This is a genomic window from Paenibacillus suaedae, assembly GCF_032337355.1.
In the GTDB taxonomy this organism is placed as follows: domain Bacteria; phylum Bacillota; class Bacilli; order Paenibacillales; family Paenibacillaceae; genus Paenibacillus_B; species Paenibacillus_B suaedae.
The window spans coordinates 675,992-696,145 of sequence record NZ_JAVYAA010000001.1 but is presented as its reverse complement, the minus strand read 5'-3'; the positions used below and the strand labels follow the sequence as shown (position 1 = coordinate 696,145).

The following is a 20,154-nucleotide window of genomic DNA, read 5'->3' as shown; positions in this document are numbered from 1 at the left end:
TTCTGGTAAAATCATGTTCATTTTTGTAGTCTTCCTATATTTGAAACCTTCTACTCGATGCGAATCCCGAACGCCCCTACGGAATAGTCAGAGAATAAACTTCTTAATTCATTTTTTATCTTGCAGCTGCCATTATTTAGTGTATGATAGAAATTATTTCATTCGACGCTTCTTCCTTCGCATGACGTAGAAGCCTCATGTCGTTCACAGATTGGAGGTCATCTTATGTCACAGAACACATCCATATCAATGACTTGGCTGCTTCGGTATCTATATCCGGTAAGGGGCCGGCTGCTGCTGCTGCTGATTATGCTGCTCGTATCCACTGCATGTCAGCTCATTAATCCTCAGCTTGTGCAGCAATTCATCGATACAGCCGCAGCTCAAGGTGCAATATCCACCCTTCTCACACTTGCAGGCATTTATCTGCTCATTGCTGTTTTCACCCAGTTTATTACGGTTGCGATAAGCTATGTTGGCAATGATATCTCATGGCGCGCAACCAATACATTGCGCGGTGATCTCTTGCGGCATTGCCTCGGATTGGATATGCATTTCCATAACCGCAAGACGCCTGGCGAGATGATCGAGCGAATAGACGGCGATGTAACCGGCATGTCCAACTTCTTTGCCATGTTCATTGCGCAAGTCATCGGCAGCTTCATCCTGCTCATCGGTATTCTTGGGTACATGTTCACCGTTAATTGGCCGATTGCAGCTGTCATGACTGTATTTACGCTTCTCTCCATCGGCTCTATGGTATTTATTCGCAACATGGGCGTGAATAGCTCCAAGGACGAACGTTCTGCAAGCGCCGCCTTATTCGGCTTGATTGAGGAACGAATCGCGGGTATTGAGGATGTGCAAGCGAATGGGGCTGTGCCCTATGTCATGAATCGATTCCATGGTGCGATGCGGAAGGTGTTCTTATCCGGCCGCAAAGCTTGGATGCTGCGGGTTATTCCATGGAATAGCACAGTCGTACTCTTTTCGATCGCTGTGACGGTTGTACTGTTATTGGGCGTCCATTACTATTTGATCGGTCAAATATCGCTCGGAATGCTGTTTCTCATATTCCAATATACGCAAATGTTGAATACGCCTATTGAGCAGCTGGGAGATCAAATTCAGGAATTCCAAAAAGCCAAATCCGGCATGCTTCGCGCTCGCGAGCTCCTCTCCCTTCGCAGTGAGATTGAAGATGGAACGAAGACGCAGCTGCCAGATGGAGCTCTCGGTCTGGAATTCAAGCAGGTTACCTTCGGCTATAACGAAGATAAGGTCGTGCTTCACGACATCACTTTCAACGTTCAGCCAGGCCAGCGACTGGGCATCATTGGCCGTACGGGAAGCGGCAAGTCCAGCATTAGCCGTCTGCTGCTTCGTCTATACAACATCAACAGCGGAACCATTCGAATTGGCGGCGAGGATATTCGCAGCTTGAAGCTGGAGACGCTGTACCGCCGCGTAGGAATGGTGACGCAAGACGTGCAGCTCTTTGACGGAACGCTGCGCGACAATCTAACCTTATTCGATCCGAATGTATCGGACGAGAGCATCTTGGAGACAACCGCGAGGCTCAGTCTGCGGCAATGGATTGATGGACTGTCTAATGGACTCGATACCCATTTGTCCTCGGGGGGTACTTCGCTATCCGCAGGTGAGGCTCAATTGTTCGCCTTGACCCGTGTATTTCTGACGAATCCAAGTATTATTGTGCTTGATGAGCCTTCATCACGGCTGGATGCCGCAACAGAAGCAATGCTGCAAGTTGCAGTCGATCAGCTGATGGAACAGTGTACGGGCATTGTAATCGCCCATCGCTTGGCAACGCTCGAACAGGTCGATACAATCATGGTGTTACAGCATGGACGAATTGTCGAGTTCGGCTCACGCGAGGAGCTTGCGAGCACTCCATCCTCGCACTATGCGAGACTGCTTCGAACGGGAATGGAGGAGGAATTGGCATGACCGTAACGCGCTTTATCACTCGCTTGTTCCAGTTCCGACCGATGCTCTTTCTTGTAAACGGAATCATGTGGGGCATGTTTCACGCAATCCCCCTGCTCGTCGGGCTCGGCATGCAGTGGTTTTTTGATCGCGCCACTTCACAATCTCATGATTATATGTGGCTTGCGGTTCCGTTAATTGTTATCGCACTTGTACGCATACTGCGGGTTGGCGTGTTTTTTGCAGCATTCTACCAGTGGGTCACTTATATCTACCATATCCAAGCAGTACTGCGCACCAACATGCTGGCAGGTATTATGCGTTGGCCGGGACGCCATCTTCCGGCTTCCCCCGGAGATGCTGCCAGCCGCTTCCGCGACGATGTGAATGAAGTCGTGGATTACGTGGAATCATGGGTCGACTTCTGGGGGCGATTGGCCTTCACCATCGTATCCATCATCATTATGGCCAACATCAATTGGCAAATTACCGTAGTGGCAATCCTGCCACTGCTTGCTGTTACCGTGCTGAACAACCTGTCGGGCAATCGTGCACGGCGCTATAGTCAGCAGAATCGAGAAGCAACATCGAAGATTACGGGCTTCATCGCGGAGATATTCGGGGCAGTGCAAGCACTGAAGCTTGGGCAGGCTGAACGTCATGTGCACCAGCGCTTCGTCAAGTTGAACGAGGATCGTCGTCAAGCTGCCCTTAAGGATACGCTATTCACGCAATGGATGAAGTCGTTGAATCAGCATGTACTTACCATCAGCACGGGCGGAATTCTGTTGATGTGCGCAACAGAAATGCAGGCAGGACGGTTCTCTGTAGGAGACTTCGCCCTATTTACCTCCTACCTGACGAACTTTGCCTTTAGCATATCCTTGTTCGGCTTTATGGTTTTTCAACATAAGCGCCTGCAAGTATCTCTCGATCGAATGCGCATCTTGTTCCAGCCGGGAGAAGAGGATCGTGTCGCGGAGCACAGCCAGATTTATCTGGATGAAGATCCTCCGGCACCACCCGTTCGCACCCTTAATGATTCAGAACGGCTGCAATCCTTGGAGGTTGATCAGGTATCATTCACCTATCCGGATTCTGAACATGGCATTCACGATATTCAATTTCGCGTGAATCGAGGCGAGTTCCTCGTCATTACCGGTAGGATCGGTTCGGGGAAATCCACGCTGATGCGTACATTGCTTGGTCTGCTGAAAAAATCAGAAGGAACGATACGCTGGAACGGGAAGGAGATTGATCCTGCATCATTTCTCACCCCGCCCAAAGCAGCCTATACGCCGCAGGTGCCTCGCTTATTCAGCGACCCGCTGCGGGAAAATATCATTATGGGCAGTCATGATCGAGAGAAAGATGCATTGGAGCACGCCATTCGTCTAGCAGTCATGGAGCGGGATATGGAACAGCTTGAAAATGGTCTTGATACGTATGTAGGGCCTCGCGGGGTAATGCTCTCCGGCGGACAAATTCAACGGGCGGCAACTGCAAGGATGATGATGACACAATCTGATCTGTATTTGTTCGACGATCTGTCCAGCGCCCTTGATGTGGAGACCGAGCAGCTGCTCTGGGAGCGATTATTCACCGAGCGTGACGTCACCTGCATTGCCGTGTCGCACCGCCGCGCTGCCTTAAGCAGGGCTGATCATATTATCGTAATGAAGGATGGCCGCATCGAGGCAGAAGGGACACTGCATGAGTTGCTCGCAACATGTGCAGAAATGCAGCTGCTCTGGCAAGGCGAGCAGTCCTCTAAGGAGGAAGTGCCGAAGGAGGAACTGATCAGTTCCTAGTGGATTGATCATTAGTTACAACTTACTACGTAGTGCTTACTAATGGCTCTACCACAACTCATGCTTCATCTGCATAAAGAAACCTAGCAAGAATCCCATGTGAAAAGGAGGATGGCATCTCCATGTCTTGGTTCTCTCCACAGGCAGCAGACACGTTCAAGGCATTCTCTTCAGCACATATGGGGGCACTGTTTCTATTTATCGTGACAGTGCTCCTCTTATATCGATGGCGTCATTGGTTTCGACAGGAGAAACATAACCGATACGGCAGATGCATCCTAATAAGTTTGCTCGTCCTATCTGAAGTAACCTTGAATATATGGTATGTGGCAACAGGGATATTCCGTGCGGCGGATACACTCCCGTTCGAGCTATGCAGCATCTCCTTATACATGTGTGTGCTCATGCTCCTGTTCCGAAGCAAGAAGATATTCCATATTGTTTATTTTACCGGTATCGGGGGAGCACTCCAGGCTCTGCTAACACCAGCTCTGGACTATCCGTTCCCGCATTTCCGATTCGTCCAGTTCTTCATCGCCCATATCGCAATCATCCTTGCGGTGCTGTATATGGTCTGGGTAGAAAATGTGCGGCCTACGTGGAAATCAATCGGTTATGCGATGCTGTTCCTTAACGTTCTGCTCGTTGTAGTTGGGGGTGTCAACTATATAACAGGCGGGAACTACATGTTCTTGGCTCACAAGCCGGAAACTGCTTCCTTAATGGATGTGCTGGGGCCTTACCCGTGGTATCTTCTATCACTCGAGGGCGTTGCGCTGGGAATGTTCATTGTCTTGTATCTTCCATTTCTTATCGCAGGACGACTGCGTACAAGCAGCAGTACCGATAAAAATCTGCGAGGCTAATTCAGAGTGACGATTGGAGCAGCAGCCGTTGCGAAATGATCATGCATATCAAAAAAAGGATTGTGCCTCCGCACAATCCTTTCTCTTATTTTCATCGTAATCATCATATTCATCGCTATCATAGATTACAATTTATTCCTCTAGCTTGTATAATAGAAATGTACAACACACCTTGAGTGGTTGGCTCCCTCCGGAAAGGAGGTGAGTCTATGAACTTCTCCTTCTCCGATGTTATCATGTTCGCTACGTTTCTCGTCGCGCTACTGACGTACATGGATAGAAAAAAGAAGTAACCACTCATGGTTAGCCGCCGTGGGTTACTTCTCTATAGCTTTATGAAATTCATGGAGGGGAAAATCCACTCAAGATGTTTGTACTGGGAACGGATGGCAGTCCGTTCCTTATTTATTGTATCGCTCTTATTACATATTATACCTGATTGCCGCCACTAATCAATGAAATAAACTACTAATTTCAAGTTTCCAGCTACTCTTATACAGGCATATGCTCCTGTATCCGACGCTTCTCGCGTACTTCCTCCATCGTCTCCATAAAGCGGCGCTCCGCTTCCCCCATATACGTATCACTGCGGCGAATATAGACAACGGATACCATATTGAACGGTTTCGGTATGGTGAATACTTGCAGCTCGCCTTCTTTCTCTAGACGTCTTACTGCGGCCCGAGGGACAACTGTTATGCCGAGCCCAGCTACAACCGTTCCGATAATCGTCTCTAGTGTCCCGAATTCCATCACCTTCGTTGGCGAAATTCCCTCGAGCTGCATCCACTGCTCCAGCTTCGCTCGATATCCGCAGCCTTTGCGGAAGACAAGCAGCGGGCGGTGCAGCAATTCCCGCACATGGAATAACGGCTGCTTCCCGTCTACGGCACATTTGCCGCATACGAGCACCAATTCCTCATCGAACACTGGGTACTGTTCTACGTTCGATACCGTTACCGGACCGGATACGAATGCCCCATCCAGCTTGTATTCCAGCACTTCTTCCGTCAGCTTGTCCGTTACCCCCGCCATAAGCGACAGGTCAACCTTCGAATATTTCTGATAGAACAGACTTAATATATCAGGCAGTCCGACGACCGTCTCTACTGAACCGATCAGCAGGCTGCCAACAGGATCTTCACTGTCCTGGAACGCCTTCCTCATTTCACTCATGAGCATTGACATCCGCTCTGCATAATAGAGCAGCTTGCGGCCTTCCGCATTCAAGGTCATACCCCTTCGATGGCGATGAAACAGCGGATGCCCAACCTCCTGCTCCAATGCACGGATGCGAGCCGTTACGTTCGACTGCACATACCCCATCTCTTCAGCCGCACGGCTGACACTTCCATGCTCAACGACGGACATGAAAATATGAATGTCACTCAAGTCCATCCTAATTACTCCTTCACACTCTATGTTAGATATCATTATTAGTGATATCTTAAATCACTTTCAATTATTTTACAAGATATCAGAAAAGTCATAATATGAATTTCAGTTGTTATCGAACGTTACTATAAACGGAATTGTTAAGCAATCTCTATTACAGATACAGATAACGCTTGGCATCGTGTGGAGTGGGAGTGAGTGGCATCATGAGTAAGAAACATTTTTGGCAGGGAGCTATGTTTTGCCTCTTTGCAGCAGTAGCATGGGGAGCAATGTTCCCGATTGCCGAGAGCGCGCTGCATCATATCGATCCGTTCTGGTTCTCCGGAACTCGATACTGTATCGTCGGCCTATTACTAGCTGCACTGTTATTGTTCAAGGAAGGCAAGGCAGCATTCAATACAAAGGGACAAACCTTCAAAATATGGCTGCTTGGTCTGTTCGGGTTCACTATTTATAACTTCGGCGTATTCTGGGGACAACAGCAGCTCGGCAAATCAGGAGTTCTGCTCGCCTCCATCATGGAATCGTTCATGCCGATGCTGGCTGTACTGTTCGTATGGCTCGTAACGCGCAAAATGCCAAAGATGTCAACACTTGCTTGTGTGATCACCGCATTTATTGGAGTTGTCTTCGTCGTGACGAAAGGCGATCTTCACTCCCTTGCAAATGGAGGACTGAAGCTGCTTCCACTCTTGTCTGTATTTGCAGGGATTACAGGGTGGGTTATTTACACCGTTAGCAGCGGACAGTTCGCTGGATGGTCTGCACTTCGTTTCTCTACCTTGAGCTCGCTGTACGGCGGATTTACAACACTGGCCATCGTTCTCATCATGACTGCTCTAGGCATCGTCGATGCTCCATCTGTGAGCACGGTTGTATCGATTGCTCCGGAGATGAGCTTCATGATTCTCGTAGCCGGACTGCTCGCCTTGCTGAGCTGGATTCAAGGGGTTCAATTGTTGAAGCCGATTAATGGCATGCTGTTCATTAACTTCGTGCCTGCAACGACGTTCATTATCTCCGTCATACAGGGTTATGAGGTATCTTCTGCAGAGTGGTTCGGCACACTGCTTATCGTCAGCGCTCTAATCGTGAATAATCTGTTGAGCCGCCGTGCATCGGAAGAGGCGGAGACTAAGACAGCCAAATCAACAGCCGAAGTGCGAAGCCGTCTTCCGAAGAAGCGTTCCCATGCACCAACTGGTTAATCCATTCATTTGCACGAACTAACGTAGGCCCCGAACGAATAAAAAGGTGTACCGCGCAAGCGGTACACCTTCAAATAACAGTAATTGTAAATTACGACAGAATTGTCTCTGCAATTGTCCGAACCATAACTCCAGTTCCGCCCTTCGGATCAACGCCACGGCTGGATGCGAGGAATGCAGTCCCTGCAATATCCAAGTGAATCCAAGGCAATTCGTCAGCGAATGTTCCGACGAACAAGCCAGCTGTAATCGTTCCTGCTCCACCTGGAATAGCATTGCGCAGATCCGCAACGTCGCTCTTCAGCATATCCCAATACTCTTGATTGGAAGGAAGCTGCCATACGAGTTCATTTGTACGGGATGCAGCCGCTTTGAACGTATCGTAGAAGGCATCATCATTCGTTACAACACCTGTTGTAATCGAACCGAGCGCGACCCCGACAGCACCAGTCAACGTTGCTGCATCGATCAGCCTGCTTGCGCCAAGCTCCTTCGCATACGTCATGCCGTCAGCCAATACAAGGCGTCCTTCCGCATCTGTGTTGAGCACTTCAATGGTACGTCCGCTGTAGGATGTAATCACATCACCTGGCTTCAACGCATTGCCAGCAGGCATATTTTCTGCCGAAGCAATCACGCAGATCACGTTCTTCTGTGGACGAAGGCGTCCAATTACGGACATCGTGCCGAGCATTGCAGCTGCGCCGCCCATATCACAGATCATTTCATCCATTTTCGCAGAAGGCTTCAAGGAAATACCGCCTGTATCGAACGTAATTCCCTTGCCGACGATGCCATATACATCTGTCCACTCGTCCGTGCCTTGGTATTTCAGAACAATCATGCGTGGAGGATTCACGCTGCCCTTGCCAACGCCGAGCAGACCTCCCATGCCCTTCTCTTCGATCTGCTTCTCATCGAGCACGTGTGCTTCGAAGCCGAACTGTTCAGCCAGTTCTAACGCTTGTTCTGCGAGTGTGCTAGGAACAAGCACGTTCCCTGGCAAGTTCGTCAGGTCACGCGCATACGTTGTACCGAGCGCATAAGCTTGTCCCGTCTTAATGCCTTCGTTCCATGCTTCTGTCGCCAGTTCCGCTGCGTACAGGTTCAGGGATGCAAAGGTATGAGCTGGCTTCGCATCTTTCTTATAGGTAACGCGCTGATAAGCTCCCAAGAGGAAGCCTTCCACCATCATATGTGCGAACGATTGCGCTGCTGCCGCATCAGCCTGTACAAGCTGTTCCGGTACGATAACCGCTACACGGCTCAGGCGATGCTTCACCGCTACACGAGCAGCCTCAGCAAGGCTAAGACGTACTTGCTTCTCTGTCAGCGCTTCTTCCTTGCGTCCTACTGCAATCAGAACAGGAGTCTTCTCTTCTCCTGTAGCTACTACATAAGTCTTGCAGCAATCTGCCTCGAACAATCCGCTACGAACCGCTGCCGCACAGGCTTCGGCCCCTGGGAATCCAGATGCATTCTCGAATTCAGCTTTTGTACCAATGACTACAACAGCGTCTGCCTCAATCTGAGCAGATGCAAGTGCTTGAGCTTGAATTTGTACATCATTCATCCATGTTGCATTTGCTAGTTTCATAATGTGATCATTCCTTTGTATTAAAAAATGATGAATGCCAATGTCTCCCTTATTGTACCACAACCCTGATCGTTGTGGCTTCATAACGGCAGACATCGGCTGCGTTGGTGAGGCTTCTTGCCCTTACAAGTATTTATGCGAGCGGCAATTGAATCGTAAACAGCGTCCATTCTCCCTCTTGGCTGTCTACCTCAATTAACCCGCCGTGATTTTTAATAATTCGATAACTGACAGACAACCCGAGTCCAGTACCATCGGCCTTCGTTGTGAAGAATGGATCGAATAAGCGCTCCATCGTCTTCAGGGACATCCCTCTTCCGTTGTCCCGAATATGTATCTTCGCGAACCGATCGTCCCGCTCCGTCACGATGCGGATATGCCCTTTCCGTACAGCGGCCACATCATCAATCGCGTCAATCGCATTGCGTATCATATTCAATATAACCTGCTTAATCTGCTTCACATCAATGGATACAAATAATGAGCCCGAAGCGGAGTTGTCGACTAATTCAATCTCGCAGCCTTTCATAACAGCATCGCTTTCGGTCAGGAGAACAACCTCTCGTAGAAGGGATGAGACAGGAACTTCTGAGGTCATAGGAGCTGATGGTTTGGAGGAATTCAGAAATTCAAAGATGATATCATTGGCACGATCAATTTCTGCGAGAATAATCTTCGCGTACTCTTCCTTGCCAAGCTGCATCAGATGCGGCCTGAGCAATTGAATGAAGCCGCGAATCGAGGTTAATGGGTTGCGTATTTCATGCGCAATAGCTGCGGCGATTTTACCAAGAATAGCGAGCTTGTCATTTTGATATGCCGTTTGTTCGATGCGCTTGAAGTCAGATACATCTTTAATGCTAAATAAATAATCGCCATCCATCTGATCCCCGTAGGTGACGGTGACAAGATAATGTCGGTCCAGACGATCGGAGAATTCGTGATAGCGCTTTCTTTGGAGGATAGTATCTTTATAGAGACGGAGGAGCATTTTGCGCTTGTCCCTTTTGAGTAAAGGATGAAAAAGCATTTCACGCAAGGAACAACCTACAAGTGCTTTGCGTGGTACATCCAACAGCTTGGCGGTCTCCACATTAATGAAAGACAGTACGCCGCTGCAGTCAAATAATACGATTCCGCTATCCATATGCTGAAGCACGTTCTCGTATTTGTCACGAACGCTCTTGGTGGAAAATAAAGCTTGTGCGGACTGAATCCAAGGCTCACGTATCGGGTTCAGCGCCACTGCAATCCCCTCCTTGCCTCTCTCTTCTGTCTTTATAGCTATCATCCACTCTAAGAAATATAGGAACGAACGATGAAATGCCTTAACCCCATCATTCCAGTCAACATGGGCCAGAACAGTAAACATTGCATCCTCGTGCAAGCTAAGGAGATCCTGCTGCAGCTCCAGTGAATGTAGCTCCATGGCTAATTCCCTCGCCACATGCAGTTCCTTCTCGTCCCCGTTCATGATATAATTCCACAGCCCTCTACAATATCTTTGAATCCACTCATTCTCACTTCGCACTTGATGCTTGCAGTCCGTGGTCAATGTGGCTCACCTCATTTGTACGGTAACCGTATCCAGGTTCGTCCCAACAGCTTCATCATAGTAAACTTTTGGCAAAATCGTCAACACTAGATAATGTCGAAAATGGACAAATAAGCTCATTTCCCTTAAAAGTAAGCTAAAAGCCCATCTCATTGCACGACAAAGAGGCGCCATGCGCCTATCGCCCTACGATGAACGCGCCTCGGAGCACGCTGTTTGACGATCGGCTGCCGCCTCTTCCTCTTATCCTATATGACAGACAGCTTCTATTTTTGCTTCAGCAGCTTCGCTCTGCGACGACTCATTAGGGCCAATCGACGCTTCAGCTCCGCTTCCCATTGTGTATCTTTCCACTGCTTGGCCAATGCAAGTAAATCAAGCGCATTATCGATTTGTGTCTTCACTAGCTCTAGCGGATCATCATGCTCTTGATTAATACAGTTCTCGAACATACCTTCATCATCTGTGTGTACATAGTCACGGAAGTCAATTTCTTCCGCACCGTCATCTGATGAATATTCCGCCAGTATTTCGTATTCGCTTTCAACTAAGTAATGGACTTCAATGCGATGACAGACCGGACACAGCAGCAGGGGAACATTATGAATGCGTGTTCGATAATGCTGCAGGGTACCCGTTGTCCCGATCATGCTTGCTCCACAACAAAAGCTCATGTTCTCCCTCCTCGCTCTGCGGTAAGCTAAGATTATTGTAGTGTATTCGATAGCCCCTCTAATAATTCCTTTAATTCTGATAAAACTTCCTTCAAACGTCCTACCTTAAGCTCCCCGCGTATAACTGTGTGCCCATGGGCATATAGATGTAAATAATACAAAGAAGCGGGAGGCATACTTATGAAATCAAATGTACTGTTCATCGCCTCGAAGCAAATTCAATACGTACATTATGACGAATCAAATCTCAAATTAGTTGTGCACTATGCAGATGGGAAGCAAGACGCATTTTCATCCATATCGTCAAGCTGGTTCGAGCAGTTAATGCATTCTGACAATCAATACGACGATGTCATGAAACTTTCGGAAGGTCTGTTACATTCAAGCTTGAAGAAGCGTCATGAACATGTGTGAGCGTCAATATTGCCAAGTTTGAAATCAAATGTAAAAGCATTTTCATTTTCAAAGGTTCCAATCCTTTTTTCAAATATTCATAAAAGGAACAGACATGAAACACCGATTGCATGGATAGTATAGGTTGAAGCATGAAGTGATTTCCAGGAAAGGAGGAGCGCTTATTCCTGCTGCCGATGCACGGACGCCATCATCCTATCGTCAACATTCTGCCTTGCAATTGTTACTTAAAGACCCCTTTACCCTATTCGCCTATTGGTTCATCACAGCACGCACACAAGTAGCCGTAGAGCGACACTATCGAATGGGCTGGAACGAAATGACCAAAGCGATACAGCTGTATGAAGTACCGCGTGCCGATTTTCCTCACTGCAAGCTAGGCGCATCTAACCAAGTATTACTGCATCCCGTGGAATCGCATGAGAGCTCCGTATATCTGCATCCTGTTAAGCCGAATCGTTCATACATAGCTGATTATGGGATCATTCCGGCATCGCAATCCTTTGTACCACTTGCACGTTCAACATTCGTTCATACCCCCTACTTGCAATCATATGGCGAATTCCCTGAGCAGATGGGTGCCTTACAAGCCATACATTTGGAGCAAACAGAAGCTGGATCGCCATTTCCATCATTCTCATCTTATACGTTATATGAAAATCGAGAAGGAGTTTGTGAATGAACGCATTTGTCCCAGTAAGCTCTCATCCCAGCATGCACACGCAAGGATTAGTATCCCTCGTTCTGCATGCACATTTGCCTTATGTGCGCCACCCGCATGTACAGCGCACATTGGAAGAACGCTGGTTTTTCGAAGCCATGTTGGAGACGTACCTCCCACTGCTTCATACCTTCGGCCAGCTTGAGCGAGACAACATCCCGTTTCGCCTGACGATGACGTTAACCCCGACTTTGCTGTCCATGATGGACGATGCGGAGATGAAAGTGCGGTTTGAATCCCACTTGCAGCGTTCGATTGACTTGGCTGAATCCGAAGTAAAGAGATTGGCAGGCCACAATGGCCTGCAGGACGTCGCTGCAATGTATGTGGAGCGGTGGCATCAGTTGAAGTCCATCTACGCTCGGCTCGAAGGCAATGTCATTAATGGATATCGGCATTATGTCCAAAAAGGGAACTTGGAATGCATGACATGTGCTGCAACTCATGCCTTCCTCCCTCTAATTAAGCAGCCATCCCTAGCTTACCTGCAAATTGAGGTGGGGATGCGGGAACACGAGCGGCTGCTCGGCAGACGGCCTAACGGAATCTGGCTGCCAGAGTGCGCCTACGCACCAGAACTTAGCCCGCTTCTTCAGGAATGCGGGATTCAATATTTTATTGTTGATCACCATGGATTCGTCAATGCAATGCCGCAGCCAACAGCCATGCATTATGCTCCTATCGATACAGGAGGAGGGGTATTCGCCTTCGCACGCGATCCAGATTCCTCAAGACAAGTATGGAGCACGCACGAAGGGTATCCGGGTGACCATGATTATCGAGAATACTATCGCGACATCGGCTACGATCTTGGCTGGAACAGTGCAGATGAATGGGATTATATTCGTCCTCACCTGCTGGATAATGAAGCACGAATCAATACAGGACTCAAATATTATCGAATTACCGGAGTACATGACGTTCCTAAAGAACCATACCGACCAGAATGGGCCCTGCACAAAGCTAGGGAACACGCACGTCACTTCTTGAACAACAGAGAACTTCAACTTGAAGCGGCTCAGGTAGATGGGGATCGCCTTCCGATCGCCATCAGCCCCTATGATGCGGAACTATTCGGACATTGGTGGTTCGAAGGCCCGCTATGGATAGAAGCATTATTCCGAGAGCAGTCGGAACGAACCCGCCATCATATACAGCGCATTGAATTCGTATCACCAAGTGATTACCTATCGCGATACCCCAAGCAGGAAAAGGCTCAATTATCGTTCTGTAGTTGGGGACGCGGCGGATATGCGGATGTCTGGCTGCAGCAGGGAAATGACTGGATGTATCCACGTCTTCATGAGACAGAAGATCGAATCCTGCACACTGTATCCCATATCGATAAGGAGGCAGCTTCAAGCTTCCATGACATGCAAGAGCGCATTATCAATCAAGCTATCACCGAATGGATGCTCGCAGCGAGCAGCGATTGGGCTTTCATCGTAGATGCAGGGACGGTGACCGAGTATGCTGGGAAGCGAACGACCCAGCATCTGGAGCGATGCCACAACCTGCTGGACATGATTGAGCGGGGCGTATACGACCAAGTACTTGTTGAGCGAATGGAGGGAGAATACCCTTGCTTCCCTACAGTTGATTATCGGCTTTTATCCAGCAGAGCTAGGCATTCAAACGAGCGAATGTACCATTTCAATGCAGCCTATCCCCCTACCAAACGAACTATACCATTCAGCTGTCCCCAACCTATCTTGGCACATCATCCACAATATCATTCCAGCAAACGCATCTTAATGATAGCTTGGGAGTTCCCGCCGCTCGTTGTAGGCGGGCTGTCACGAGCCGTATATGATCTCTCCCGCCATTTAAGCAAGAAGCAATGCGAAATTCATGTGGTCACTCGCGAAGTGCCAGGCGCACCTGACTATGAGCTAATGGATGGGGTTCACGTCTATCGTGTCCCACTTATACAGACAGCCGCTCCACTAGAGTTCATGGATTGGGTGTTCCATATGAATGATGCCATTTCATCACTCGTTGATGATCTCGTAGATGCCGGTCTGACCTTCGACCTCATGCACGCCCATGATTGGCTTGTCTACCCTGCCGCAGCAGACTTGAAGCAGACTTACCATTGGCCGCTGGTTGCTACCATTCATGCCACCGAGCATGGACGCAATCATGGCCGGCTGCACGGCGAGCTTCAGCAGCGAATCCATGACATGGAAGCAAGCTTGACAGCAGAGGCCGACCATACCATTGTGTGCAGCCATGCCATGATTCAGGAGGTCGCATCTCTGTTCGATCTTACACGGCAGCGCGTTACCATGATACCAAATGGGGTTGACGCGATTGACACAGCTATACCAGCTGGTTCGATCAACAACCTAGAACATCGCACTGATCTAGTAGATTCCCAACTTCTCTTCTATGTTGGCCGCCTTGTCTATGAGAAGGGCATCCATATTCTCATTGAGGCAATGCCACTTATTATACAGTCTATTCCACAAGCGAAGCTGATTATCGCCGGTACTGGACCCATGAGACAGCAATTAGAGGCTCAGGCCGCACAGTTAGGACTGCAAGAACATATCCTTTTCGCTGGATTTGTACAGGATGAGGCACGGGATGCGTGGATTGCAGCCTCATCGGTATGTGTATTCCCCAGTCTATATGAACCCTTCGGAATCGTTGCGCTTGAAGCAATGCGGTTCGGAACACCTGTTGTCGTATCAGACACGGGTGGACTCGCTGAAATCATTGATCATGCTGTAGATGGATACAAAGCACTCCCAGGTCATATTGAATCATTAGCATGGCATGTAACGGATCTCCTCCTCCATCCTGAGCGAGCTGCTCAAATGGCTGTAAAAGCACAACAGAAGGTTCGAGCGCACTACGACTGGAATACGATAGCTGTGTCAACGAGACAAGTATATGAAGGAGTGATCGCTCGATGAAGGCAGTGATTATGGCAGGCGGCAAAGGTACACGGCTTCGACCGTTGACACTAGGCACACCAAAGCCAATGGTTCCCCTATTGAATCGTCCGTGCATGGAATACATTATTGAATTGTTGAAGAGGTACGACATTCATCAAATCGCCGTTACCGTACAATATTTGCCCGATGTGATTCGCAACCATTTCGGTGACGGCTCCAAATATGGCGTGCAGCTGCATTATTTCGAGGAGGACGCTCCTCTCGGTACGGCAGGCAGCATTAAGAATGCTGAGTCCTTCCTTAACGAATCGTTCATCGTCATCAGCGGCGATGCCTTGACCGACTTCAATCTGCGCCAGGCCATCCACTATCATAAGGAGAAGCATGCAATCGCTACGATGGTACTGACGCAAGTAAGCTTGCCTCTCGAATATGGGGTGGTCATGACCGATGAAGAGGGCCGGGTCTCCCGCTTCCTTGAGAAGCCTAGTTACGGAGAAATATTCAGCGACACCGTCAATACTGGCATCTATATATTGGAGCCAGAAATATTAGATTGGATTCCGGAGCGGGAAAGCTATGACTTCAGTCTGCATCTCTTCCCAAGACTGCTTCAAGAACAGCAGCGACTATACGGATATACTGCTTCCGGATACTGGTCAGATATTGGAAACTTACAGCAATATCGGCAGACTCAATTCGATATGCTCGATCGCCGCGTAGATGTGCACATTCAAGCAGCAGAACCGATGCCAGGTCTATTCGTAGAGTCAGGCGTGAGGCTCCCTTCCCGTATTAGGCTAAGCGGACCTGCCTATATCGGATCAGATTCGATCCTCCACCCATCCTGCTCGATCGGACCATATACCATTCTCGGCTCCGGCAATATTGTGTTCCCGCACAGCTCACTTACACGCTCCATCTTGTGGAACGGAAACCGCGTTGCCAAGCACTGCGACATTGAAGATGCGATCCTGCTCCACCGCACGAACATCGGCAGTGATGTACACATTCAAGAAGGCGCTGTTATTGGAAGCGGCTGTACGATCGGCGATAAATCCCATATCCGTTCTCAAGTTAAACTGTGGCCGAACAAAGAGGTAGAAGCGCATAGCATCGTAAATGCTACGCTCATCTGGGGCAATGCAGCTGCCTCGCTGTTCAAGGGCAGCAAAATATGCGGAAGTCCGAATAGCGAGCTGACCCCAGAATTTATCGGCAAGCTGGCCTGTGCTTATGGATCGATCCTCAATCGGGAATCATCTATTGTTCTGGCTGCATCTTCGCATCCTTTTGACACCATAATGAAGAATGCCTGTGCAGCAGGACTTCAATCACAGGGCATTCATATCATTGATATCGGAGACGCTCCGCTGGAATGCTTGCGGCATGCTGTTACCACAATGAAGGCCGATGGCGGCATTCATTTCAAGGTACTGTCCGCTAGCGAGGATGCCAAGTTCGAACAAATGGTAATGAGCTGGATGGATGCAAGAGGAATGCCATTCGCGAAAAGTTTGGAGCGTAAGATCGAAAATGCCTACTTCCAAGAAGACTTTGCGCGAACACCAATCGAATATATGGGGCGCAGAAGAAGCGAAGAACACGCGATAACCTCCTATTTTACAACACTATCCAAGGCCATTGACTTCAATCTGATTCAATCTGCAAGCTTCAAGCTCATCGTTCAGAGCTCAGGTGCAGAAGCAGCACTCGTTCAACAATGGTCTTCCCTGACCGGAGGCATCCTGTTGCATACCCAATCTGATGTGCCGTCCCCAGCTGCCGTTATTGAGCATATTCGAAATGTTCAGGCTGACATGGGCATCATGCTGACCGAAGATGAAGGGTTCCGCATCTATATGAGTGACGGCACAAGCATGCATCATAATCATCTGCTTCCGCTGCTGCTGCAGGCGCTTGTCCAAACGGGCGTTAACGCGAGCATCGGGGTGCCGATCAGCGCTCCTGTTACAGCAGAGCAGATTGTCAGTCGCAGCGGGGTAAGGATCGTACGGACGCAGGAGCCGCTTCGCTCCCAGATGGAAGCCACGAGCGGCATCGCCTTGTTACCTGCGGCACATCGCTTATATGCGATTAGTCTGATTTTGCAGCTCATGGCAGACACCGGACAGCCGCTGCACGAACTTGTTGCGGATATTCCAACCCTGCATACCGCCATTGAAGAAGTGACCTGCCCCCGTTCTGACAAAGGCAGTGTCATGCGCGAGATGACCGAGTGGGTTCGCCAGTCCTCCTATCGCGCGGAATTTCTGGATGGAATTAAGATTGAGACGCCTGAGGGCTCCATTCTTATTCAGCCGGATCAAGAAGAGCCTTTGTTCCGCGTTATTTCACAAGCAGACAGTATGACCAAAGCGCGAATTCTAGCTCATGAATATGCAGGACGGTTAATCCAGACGCAGTCCCCGTTAAGGAAGTGATGACGTGCCGCGCCATCTAGTCGTCGGAAATGGCAAATTTCTCGTGAACCTTGACGAGCACGCCTATGTAAGGGATGTCTATTATCCGTATGTTGGTCAACTGAATCATACAGCAGGCTATCCCAGCCGTCTCGGGGTATGGGTGGAAGGTCAATTCAGCTGGCTAGGCGATCCAGAGTGGAACATTCGCCTGGCTTATCAAGAAGATTCGCTTGTTACCGATGTAACCGCCGAACACGAAGGGCTTGGTATTGTACTTCATATGAATGATGCCGTTCACCAGCGGGATTCGATCTACTTGAAGCGGATTGTCATCTCGAATGGTAATCCAAACCCACGTGAAGTACGCTTATTTTTCCACCAGGATCTGTCCATCAATGAAACGGAAGTTGGCGATACAGCAGGATATTACCCTGACAATGGCACGTTATTTCATTACAAAAAAGATCGCTACTTCATGTTCAATGGCTGCATCACCCAGCATCATGGTGAAATAGCAGGCATACACCAATACACGACAGGCATCAAGCGATTTCATCAGGCAGAGGGAACGTGGAAGGACGCAGAGGATGGGCATCTTATGGGAAATCCTATCGCCCAAGGCTCTGTTGACAGCACGATCTGCTTGCGCACGATCGTCCCCGGCTCAGACAGCCGGGAGAGCTATTATTGGCTCAGTGTTGGTAATCGACTTGATGAGGTGAAACAACTTGATCGATATGTACGAGACAGCGGCCCTGCACAACTGATCCAGCGTGTCAGCACCTACTGGAAGCGTTGGTCGAATCAGCGCCAGCTTGATTTCGCCGATCTGGAGCCCGAGCTGATACGCCTATTTAAGCTCAGCCTGCTTATCATTCGCACGCAGACAGACGTGAACGGGGCAATCATTGCAGCAAATGATACGGACATTATGCAATTCAATCGGGATCATTACAGCTACATGTGGCCTCGGGATGGCGCACTTGTCGCGGAAGCGATGTCCGCTGCGGGATACCATGGGATGACAGCCCCCTTCTTCCGCTTCTGTGCGGATGCGCTGACTGCGGAAGGATACTTGCTGCACAAGTATAATCCTGACGGAACCGTCGGTTCCAGCTGGCATCCCTATCTGCGCGACGGCAAATCGCAACTGCCGATCCAAGAGGACGAGACCGGACTTGTGCTGTGGGCACTGTGGAGATATTACGAACATCACCGGGACATTGAGCTCCCTCAATCACTCTATCAGTCCTTAATTCGCAAGGCTGCCAAGTTCATGATTCACTACCGCGATCCCGAATTGAAGCTCCCTCTGCCCAGCTATGATCTATGGGAGGAGCGGTATGGAATATTCACTTTCACCGCTTCAGCTGTTTACAGCGGCTTAGTGGCTGCTTCCAACTTCGCATCTCTGTTCGGGGATGAGGAACGAGCTGACCGCTTCCGCAGCGCCGCAGAGGAAATCAAGGCAGCGATGCTGGCCCATCTATGGAATGAAGAAGCCGGATGCTTCGTACGCGGACTGTACCGGAAGGAAGGGAAATGGGCTCAGGATTGTACGCCCGAGAGCAGCATTCTAGCCATTTATATGTTCGGTGTACTTCCTGCTGACGATGTGCGGGTACTGTCAACCGTTCGCGTATTGAAGAGCAAGCTGTCCATTCGCAGCCAGACTGGGGGGGTTGCGCGCTACTGGCGAGACTACTACTTCCAGCGCAGCAATGATCCGAGCCTTGCTCCCGGCAATCCGTGGATCATATGTACCCTCTGGTTCGCAGCCCATGACATCGATACCGCCTCCAACCTGAAGGAACTGCAAGCCGCACATGATACCTTGCGCTGGGTGGAAGCACACAGTCTGGCAAGCGGATTGCTTCCTGAGCAGTTGGATCCATTTGATGGTTCTCCACTGTCCGTTGCACCCTTAACTTGGTCACATGCAACATACATTCATACCGTTCTGAAGTATATTGAGAAATACAAGCAATTGGAGGCAGCCTGTTTATCTTGAAATTGAATAAGCCCCGCAGATTTCTGCGGGGCTTTCCTTTCAGTTGCCTTGCTATATACCAATTGGCAGACCGTCTAGGCGTTCAAGTTCTTATCTCCAGGCTTCCAATTGATTGGGCACAATCCGCCGGACTGCAACGCCTGCAGCACACGAAGCGTCTCCTCTACGCTGCGCCCTACATTGTTATGGTTCACGACTTGATATTTCAGTTCGCCCTCTGGGTCAATAATGAACAAGCCACGCAGTGCAATGCCATCCTCTTCTATTAAGACGCCATAGTCGCGTGCAACATTCTTCGTAATATCGGAGGCGAGCGGGAAGTTGATTTTGCCAAGACCATTCAGCTCTCTTGGTGTATTGATCCATGCTTTGTGGCTGTGGATGGAATCAACGGATACCCCTAAGATTTCCGTGTTCAATGCTTTGAACTCTTCCGCAGCTTCGCTCAATGCCGTTATCTCGGTCGGGCATACAAATGTGAAATCGAGCGGGTAAAAGAAAAATACGAGCCATTTCTCCCGGTAATCCGACAAAGATGCTGCTCCAAATCCTTGTCCGTCACCTTTTGCAGTTTCCATATTGAATTCTGGAGCAGGTCTGCCTACCAAACGTTCTGCCAA

General features: G+C 49.2%; 14 protein-coding genes. 9 read left to right on the top strand and 5 right to left on the bottom strand.

Going from position 1 to position 20,154, the window contains the following annotated elements; translation table 11 throughout:
• The first annotated feature begins 225 nt into the window (after positions 1 to 225).
• From RQP50_RS03045 to RQP50_RS03035, 3 genes are all read left to right on the top strand, one after another.
• The gene (locus tag RQP50_RS03045) at positions 226 to 1,971 is read left to right on the top strand and encodes an ABC transporter ATP-binding protein (protein ID WP_315743151.1); all 1,746 of its coding nucleotides are present in this window, start codon (positions 226 to 228) and stop codon (positions 1,969 to 1,971) included.
• On the top strand, positions 1,968 to 3,761 hold the full coding sequence (locus tag RQP50_RS03040; RefSeq protein ID WP_315743149.1) for an ABC transporter ATP-binding protein: 1,794 nt from the start codon (positions 1,968 to 1,970) through the stop codon (positions 3,759 to 3,761). Before RQP50_RS03045 ends, RQP50_RS03040 begins: the two co-directional genes overlap by 4 nt.
• A 122-nt stretch (positions 3,762 to 3,883) precedes the next feature.
• Entirely contained in the window at positions 3,884 to 4,627 is a 744-nt protein-coding gene (locus tag RQP50_RS03035; RefSeq protein WP_090509356.1) for a YwaF family protein, read from the top strand.
• 492 nt (positions 4,628 to 5,119) lie between these two features.
• On the opposite strand, the gene RQP50_RS03030 is transcribed toward RQP50_RS03035, so the two are convergent.
• Positions 5,120 to 6,025 carry a LysR family transcriptional regulator gene (locus tag RQP50_RS03030; protein ID WP_142543980.1) on the bottom strand — a complete coding sequence of 302 codons (906 nt, stop codon included), beginning with the start codon at positions 6,023 to 6,025 and terminating at the stop codon, positions 5,120 to 5,122.
• 203 nt (positions 6,026 to 6,228) lie between these two features.
• Between RQP50_RS03030 and RQP50_RS03025 the strand changes: the two genes are divergently transcribed.
• On the top strand, positions 6,229 to 7,233 hold the full coding sequence (locus tag RQP50_RS03025) for a DMT family transporter (RefSeq protein WP_315743144.1): 1,005 nt from the start codon (positions 6,229 to 6,231) through the stop codon (positions 7,231 to 7,233).
• 91 nt (positions 7,234 to 7,324) lie between these two features.
• Here RQP50_RS03025 and RQP50_RS03020 read toward each other — a convergent pair whose 3' ends face one another.
• The 3 genes from RQP50_RS03020 to RQP50_RS03010 all read right to left on the bottom strand — a co-directional run bounded on the left by RQP50_RS03020 (position 7,325) and on the right by RQP50_RS03010 (position 11,059).
• Positions 7,325 to 8,830, bottom strand: a complete 1,506-nt coding sequence (locus RQP50_RS03020) for a leucyl aminopeptidase (protein ID WP_072727203.1) — start codon at positions 8,828 to 8,830, stop codon at positions 7,325 to 7,327.
• 133 nt (positions 8,831 to 8,963) lie between these two features.
• A complete protein-coding gene (locus RQP50_RS03015) occupies positions 8,964 to 10,385 on the bottom strand; it encodes an ATP-binding protein (protein ID WP_315743142.1) in 1,422 nt (473 codons plus the stop codon).
• Positions 10,386 to 10,651: 266 nt separating this feature from the next.
• Positions 10,652 to 11,059, bottom strand: coding sequence for a hypothetical protein (locus RQP50_RS03010; protein ID WP_021254519.1), 408 nt, complete (start codon positions 11,057 to 11,059; stop codon positions 10,652 to 10,654).
• 180 nt (positions 11,060 to 11,239) lie between these two features.
• On the opposite strand from RQP50_RS03010, the gene RQP50_RS03005 reads away from it, so the two are divergent.
• The 5 genes from RQP50_RS03005 (at position 11,240) to RQP50_RS02985 (ending at position 19,534) form a co-directional block, all read left to right on the top strand.
• The gene (locus RQP50_RS03005; RefSeq protein ID WP_021254518.1) at positions 11,240 to 11,473 is read left to right on the top strand and encodes a KTSC domain-containing protein; all 234 of its coding nucleotides are present in this window, start codon (positions 11,240 to 11,242) and stop codon (positions 11,471 to 11,473) included.
• A gap of 136 nt (positions 11,474 to 11,609) precedes the next feature.
• The gene (locus tag RQP50_RS03000) at positions 11,610 to 12,155 is read left to right on the top strand and encodes a DUF4912 domain-containing protein (protein ID WP_315743136.1); all 546 of its coding nucleotides are present in this window, start codon (positions 11,610 to 11,612) and stop codon (positions 12,153 to 12,155) included.
• On the top strand, positions 12,152 to 15,115 hold the full coding sequence (locus RQP50_RS02995) for a 1,4-alpha-glucan branching protein domain-containing protein (RefSeq protein ID WP_315743134.1): 2,964 nt from the start codon (positions 12,152 to 12,154) through the stop codon (positions 15,113 to 15,115). The genes RQP50_RS03000 and RQP50_RS02995 overlap by 4 nt, the downstream gene beginning before the upstream one ends.
• Complete coding sequence (locus RQP50_RS02990; RefSeq protein ID WP_315743132.1) at positions 15,112 to 17,541, top strand: sugar phosphate nucleotidyltransferase; 2,430 nt, start codon at positions 15,112 to 15,114, stop codon at positions 17,539 to 17,541. The genes RQP50_RS02995 and RQP50_RS02990 overlap by 4 nt, the downstream gene beginning before the upstream one ends.
• 4 nt (positions 17,542 to 17,545) lie before the next feature.
• The gene (locus tag RQP50_RS02985) at positions 17,546 to 19,534 is read left to right on the top strand and encodes a glycoside hydrolase family 15 protein (RefSeq protein WP_315743130.1); all 1,989 of its coding nucleotides are present in this window, start codon (positions 17,546 to 17,548) and stop codon (positions 19,532 to 19,534) included.
• 74 nt (positions 19,535 to 19,608) lie between these two features.
• Here the strand turns inward: RQP50_RS02985 and RQP50_RS02980 are convergent, their stop codons facing one another.
• Positions 19,609 to 20,154, bottom strand: a complete 546-nt coding sequence (locus tag RQP50_RS02980) for a peroxiredoxin (RefSeq protein WP_021254513.1) — start codon at positions 20,152 to 20,154, stop codon at positions 19,609 to 19,611.